This is a genomic window from Kordia sp. (assembly GCF_045105435.1).
Lineage (GTDB): Bacteria > Bacteroidota > Bacteroidia > Flavobacteriales > Flavobacteriaceae > Kordia.
The window spans coordinates 1-4,918 of the sequence record NZ_JBGCDL010000303.1; the positions used below are offsets into that span (position 1 = coordinate 1).

A 4,918-nucleotide genomic window follows, 5' to 3' on the forward strand; every position below is an offset into this window, starting at 1 on the left:
AACTTTTATTTTTGTGTTGGAACGAATCAAGATGTTACCAATCAATTTGACGTTCAAAATATCCAATTCACCATTGCTAAAAACTGTTTTTACAGCTGCCGAAAACGAGTTTGTATATGTTTTTCCTTGTTTCAGATTGATATAACTTTCATCGTCAGTTGGAAGTGGCATTTTTTCCAAAGAAGCGATATAATTTGTTAACGATTTCGGTAATTTCGGAAGAGTTTCTTTACTTTTTGAAATAGTTCCGTACACAAGATTGCTTCCGTAATACGAATTCCCTGAGATCGTTCCTGCGCGAATGCCTCTAGCGGGCAAAAACGATTTTCCTTCAATTTTTGTATTTCCTACCACAATTAACGGTCTGTTGGTTTCTTGTAAATACAAAGCAGTTCGATCTACATCTGATTGAAAACCACTTACAAGCGCCACTTTTTCAAAGGATTTTCCTTTTGTTTTTACATTTGAATATATTTTCCCATACATTCCCCAATAACTTTTATGCAGTTTGGAAGTGCTGTTTTTTTCTTCATCAATCACGCTAAAAACAGTATCTCTTTCTACAGAAAAATCACGAATTTCGGCAAATAGTACATGTTCCGTTTGTTGAATGGTTTCTAAAAGTAAATCTGACTTTTTTTCAAATAAAGAATGCGAATGTACTAGCACTATAAAAACAGACAGCAATACTGCGATGATGGCAGAAACCATGATTGCAAATTGTAATGCACCTGCTTTTACTTTGTGAAGTTTCATGGGTTTATATGTATTGTTTTTTATTTGTCACATGTTGCTTCCATATAATCATTTTCTTCTTGGATATCGAAATCTCATTATGGAAGTTTCATCATTTATTTAGACACTAAAATCGTTTTTCGTTCTCCTTTATATGCAATCGTAATCGACTTTTTGTTTCCTTTTAAAAGTTTTACATCTTGAATCGTTTTTCCAATTTTTAAAAGTTGTTGTGTTCCGCGAATGGCAACGATGTAAATATTTTGGGCATTTTGCTCTTTTGAAATCACGCCTTTGTAAGCAATTGACGGAAATACAATTGGCTCTTTTTTACTTTTTGAAGCTCGCCTAACTGTCGTCGTTTTCTTTTGCTGATATGGTTTTGCTAAAAAAGGATCTGCATGTTGTGTGTTGATGCTAAACGTATCTTTTTCTATGGTTTGTTTTGGTGAAAATTGAACCGTAGCATTTGAAGCAACAATTGGCGCATCATCAGTGCCAAATTTTGAAAAAATCTGATAGCCGATTGCTCCCCAAATTCCGAGAACAACCGTTAATAAGATATATGTTTTTCCTTTTTTCTTCATCATTCAATTGAAAATGAATAGGTTGAATAAGGAGTTGTATACTGACTGTTTTGAGCGCGCACACGCCACTGATACGAATTTCCAGCTTCTAATTCAATTTCAATAGAATTTTCTGTAACGATAGAATCTTGTTCGAGTTGTAAAATATTCTCAAAATCAGGACGTGCTATTTGCACTTGATAACTTTCTGCATCTTCTACTCTATCCCATGAAAGTGTTAATGTAGTAAGACTAAGTGTTGCATTATTAGCAGGAGCAATAAGTGTAACTGCATCATTAGAAATGTCAGGAACTTCAATAATATCGGAGCAACTCACAAGAGTCAATAAAATGAATGTGCTGTATATGTGTTTTTTCATATTATATTATAATTTAAAATAATCGTCTTCTTGAACTGCTTTAGATGCTTTGCGATGTGTATTTGGCGGACAACCTTCGGAATTACTCACAATATCAGCGATTACAAGTTTGTGTCTATTATTTTCTTTCCAACAAAAACCTGAGGTTTGATACGCAAAAACAACACCTTTAGAAAGTTCTAAAACTTGTTCTTTTCCATCTAAATTCTTAAGTAATACGCTGAACTTCTTTGAAGATGATTGTGCTAAAAAAACTTCTTCTGCTTTTTTTAATAGATTGATATCATTTGCAGAAAATGCTACAGAAATACTCGTAATCATCTGCGCATCTTCTTTATTTTCCAAATACGAACGTACTCCAGTATTTTTTGAATCATTTAGTTCAGAAGTAATTGCCACGCGATCTACAAATTGCAACAATACATATTCAGGTTTCACTTTCAGCGAATCTGAAAACGTGAGCGCAATTTTTTTAGTTTGTTCATTTGCTTTAGCAAATGCTTTAAAAGTTTGTTTGGAAAAGGAAACAGCTTGCACACTTAATTTCAATTCTTTTTTAAAAATTGGTATGGCAATACTTTCGTATGAATGTGAAAGAACTGTTCCATTCAACAAACCAATAGAACCTAATTCTACATTTGTTTCGGTGAGTCTTTGAGTCTTTTGATTGACTGAAATTGTTTTACAACCAAACATCAAAAAACTAATTAAAATAAGGGTTAAAATTCTACGCATACATTCAGCTTTATTCAAAAATAACTAAACATTTTCGAATTCTTGAAAATAATATATAAGCGTAATTTTTATTGAAAGAATACTAGGTTTTTAAAGACAGAAACATACATCTTAAAAATAAAAGGTGCAAAAGAAGTATACACGCATTAATTATTACAGATTAGCAAAACACATCTTTTACATAAACAAAAAAAATCCCAACATTGCTGTTGGGATTTTTACTTTTAGTACTCGAGGTGGGAATCGAACCCACACTCCCGAAAGAACTGGATTTTGAATCCAGCGCGTCTACCAATTCCGCCACTCGAGCTTCTTTTGTTTCTAAAGGAGTGCAAATTTAGAAAATATTTTTAATTCTTGCTTAAAAAAAGAAATAAAAGCTTTTAGAGTTGTAATAAATTTCTAAATTTGCACCTCATTTGACACAACACAACAATTAACTAACTACTAAACAGCATAATAAATGGCCTATACTGTCCCAGAACCAAAGATTTTTGCCTGTACACAAAGTGATGAACTTGCAAGAAAAATTGCAAAACAATATGGAGTAGAGTTAGGAAGTGTAACGTTCTCAACATATAGTGATGGTGAATTTCAACCTTCGTTTGAAGAATCGGTTCGTGGCGCAAGAGTATTTATCATAGGATCTACGTTTCCAAACTCTGATCATTTGATGCAAATGCTGTTAATGCTAGATGCTGCAAAAAGAGCATCTGCACGTCATATTACAGCTGTACTTCCTTACTTCGGTTGGGCAAGACAAGATCGTAAAGACAAACCAAGAGTGCCAATAGGCGCTAAACTAATAGCTAAAATGCTAGAAGTAGCAGGTGCAACACGCATTATTACAATGGACTTGCACGCAGATCAAATTCAAGGTTTCTTTGAAAAACCAGTAGATCATTTATTTGCTTCTACCGTGTTTTTACCATATTTACGAAAGTTAAATTTGGACAAGCTAACGATTGCTTCTCCAGATATGGGAGGATCAAAAAGAGCCTACGCATATTCTAAGTTTTTAGAAAGCGATGTTGTTATCTGTTATAAACAACGTAAAAAAGCCAACGTAATTTCACACATGGAATTAATTGGTGATGTAACAGGAAAAAATGTAGTTTTAGTAGATGATATGGTAGACACTGCCGGAACATTAACCAAAGCCGCAGAAGTTATGATGGAAAAAGGAGCATTATCTGTACGTGCAATATGTACACATCCTATTTTATCAGGACAAGCGTATGAACGAATAGAAAATTCAAAATTAGAAGAATTAATCGTAACCGATTCTATTCCATTACGCCAAGAATCAAGCAAAATCAAAGTAGTAAGCTGTGCACATTTATTTGCAGATGTAATGCAAAGAGTACAAACAAATACTTCGATTAGCTCAAAGTTTTTAATGTAATTAAATATTAATATAAACACAAAGAATGAAATCAATTACAATCAACGGATCTCAAAGAGAAAGCGTAGGTAAAGTATCAACTAAAGCCTTACGTAATGCTGGAAAGGTTCCTTGCGTATTATACGGAGGAGACAATCCATTACACTTTTCAGCAGAAGAATTATCATTTTCTAAATTAGTGTATACTCCAAATGCGCACACAGTTGTGATTGCATTGGAAGACGGTTCTACACACAACGCTATTTTACAGGATATTCAATTTCACCCTGTAAATGACAAAATTTTACACATTGACTTCTATCGTTTATTCGAAGACAAAGAAGTAACAATGAACATTCCAATAAATGTTGTTGGAAATGCTCCTGGTGTATTAGATGGTGGAGTTTTACGTTTAAACAAGCGTAAACTTAGAGTAAAAGCATTGCCTGCAAATTTACCTGATTCTATTGATGCAGATGTATCTGAATTAAAAATTGGAAACAAATTATATGTTACTGCCTTAACAAATGATAACTTCAAGTTATTACATGCAGACAACACTGTAGTTTGTCAAGTAAGAATCTCGCGTGCTGCAATGAAAGCTGCGCAAGATGCTGCAAAAGAAGGAACAGAAGAAGGAGCAGAAGCTTAAAAATATTTGATTTTCTGATCTATAAAAAGCATTCCATATCGGAATGCTTTTTTATTTTAGTGAAACAATTTTGAGAAATCTGTAAGTTCAACTAATCCTGCTAAAAAGCAAGATCTCAACACTTATAGTATTTTTTATGACTCAAACTTGTCTTAAGATTCAATAGGTTTTATTTTTACATAAAAATTTCATAAAATAGTATGCTTCAATTTTTCAGAAAACTATTTGGTACGTCTCAATCAAAAGCATCATTAAACATAGAAGAAACAGATCCTATGAAAAAATTTCTCATTGTAGGCTTAGGAAATATTGGGAGTGAATATGCAAATACTCGCCACAATATCGGATTTAAAGTATTAGATTTTTTCGCCAAGAAAGAAGAACTGACTTTTAAAACAGATAAATTAGGCGATGTAACAAGCTATAAATTTAAAGGAAGAACGTTTATCCTCTTAAAACCTAGTAC

At 33.0% G+C, this 4,918-nt stretch carries 5 protein-coding genes, 1 tRNA gene and 2 pseudogenes; 3 read left to right on the forward strand and 5 right to left on the reverse strand.

The window, feature by feature from the left end:
* From AB8B65_RS15480 to AB8B65_RS15500, 5 genes and pseudogenes are all read right to left on the reverse strand, one after another.
* Positions 1 to 756, reverse strand: a pseudogene (locus tag AB8B65_RS15480) (hypothetical protein); the annotation flags it as partial.
* Positions 757 to 851: 95 nt separating this feature from the next.
* A complete protein-coding gene (locus AB8B65_RS15485) occupies positions 852 to 1,325 on the reverse strand; it encodes a hypothetical protein (protein WP_405302174.1) in 474 nt (157 codons plus the stop codon).
* The gene (locus AB8B65_RS15490) at positions 1,322 to 1,681 is read right to left on the reverse strand and encodes a fibronectin type III domain-containing protein (RefSeq protein ID WP_405302175.1); all 360 of its coding nucleotides are present in this window, start codon (positions 1,679 to 1,681) and stop codon (positions 1,322 to 1,324) included. The genes AB8B65_RS15485 and AB8B65_RS15490 overlap by 4 nt, the downstream gene beginning before the upstream one ends.
* Positions 1,682 to 1,687: 6 nt before the next feature.
* Entirely contained in the window at positions 1,688 to 2,416 is a 729-nt protein-coding gene (locus tag AB8B65_RS15495; RefSeq protein ID WP_405302176.1) for a hypothetical protein, read from the reverse strand.
* Positions 2,417 to 2,644: 228 nt separating this feature from the next.
* A tRNA-Leu gene (locus AB8B65_RS15500) sits at positions 2,645 to 2,726 on the reverse strand.
* Positions 2,727 to 2,879: 153 nt separating this feature from the next.
* On the opposite strand from AB8B65_RS15500, the gene AB8B65_RS15505 reads away from it, so the two are divergent.
* The 3 genes and pseudogenes from AB8B65_RS15505 to AB8B65_RS15515 form a co-directional block, all read left to right on the forward strand.
* Positions 2,880 to 3,821, forward strand: coding sequence for a ribose-phosphate pyrophosphokinase (locus AB8B65_RS15505; RefSeq protein ID WP_405302177.1), 942 nt, complete (start codon positions 2,880 to 2,882; stop codon positions 3,819 to 3,821).
* A 25-nt stretch (positions 3,822 to 3,846) separates the two neighbouring features.
* Entirely contained in the window at positions 3,847 to 4,452 is a 606-nt protein-coding gene (locus AB8B65_RS15510) for a 50S ribosomal protein L25/general stress protein Ctc (protein WP_405302178.1), read from the forward strand.
* 200 nt (positions 4,453 to 4,652) lie between these two features.
* A pseudogene (locus AB8B65_RS15515) lies at positions 4,653 to 4,918 on the forward strand (aminoacyl-tRNA hydrolase); the annotation flags it as partial.

Coding starts and splice junctions, on each gene's coding strand:
- AB8B65_RS15485 (WP_405302174.1), bottom strand. CDS start 1,325: ATGATGAAGAAAAAAGGAAAAACATATATCTTATTAACGGTTGTTCTC.
- AB8B65_RS15490 (WP_405302175.1), bottom strand. CDS start 1,681: ATGAAAAAACACATATACAGCACATTCATTTTATTGACTCTTGTGAGT.
- AB8B65_RS15495 (WP_405302176.1), bottom strand. CDS start 2,416: ATGCGTAGAATTTTAACCCTTATTTTAATTAGTTTTTTGATGTTTGGT.
- AB8B65_RS15505 (WP_405302177.1), top strand. CDS start 2,880: ATGGCCTATACTGTCCCAGAACCAAAGATTTTTGCCTGTACACAAAGT.
- AB8B65_RS15510 (WP_405302178.1), top strand. CDS start 3,847: ATGAAATCAATTACAATCAACGGATCTCAAAGAGAAAGCGTAGGTAAA.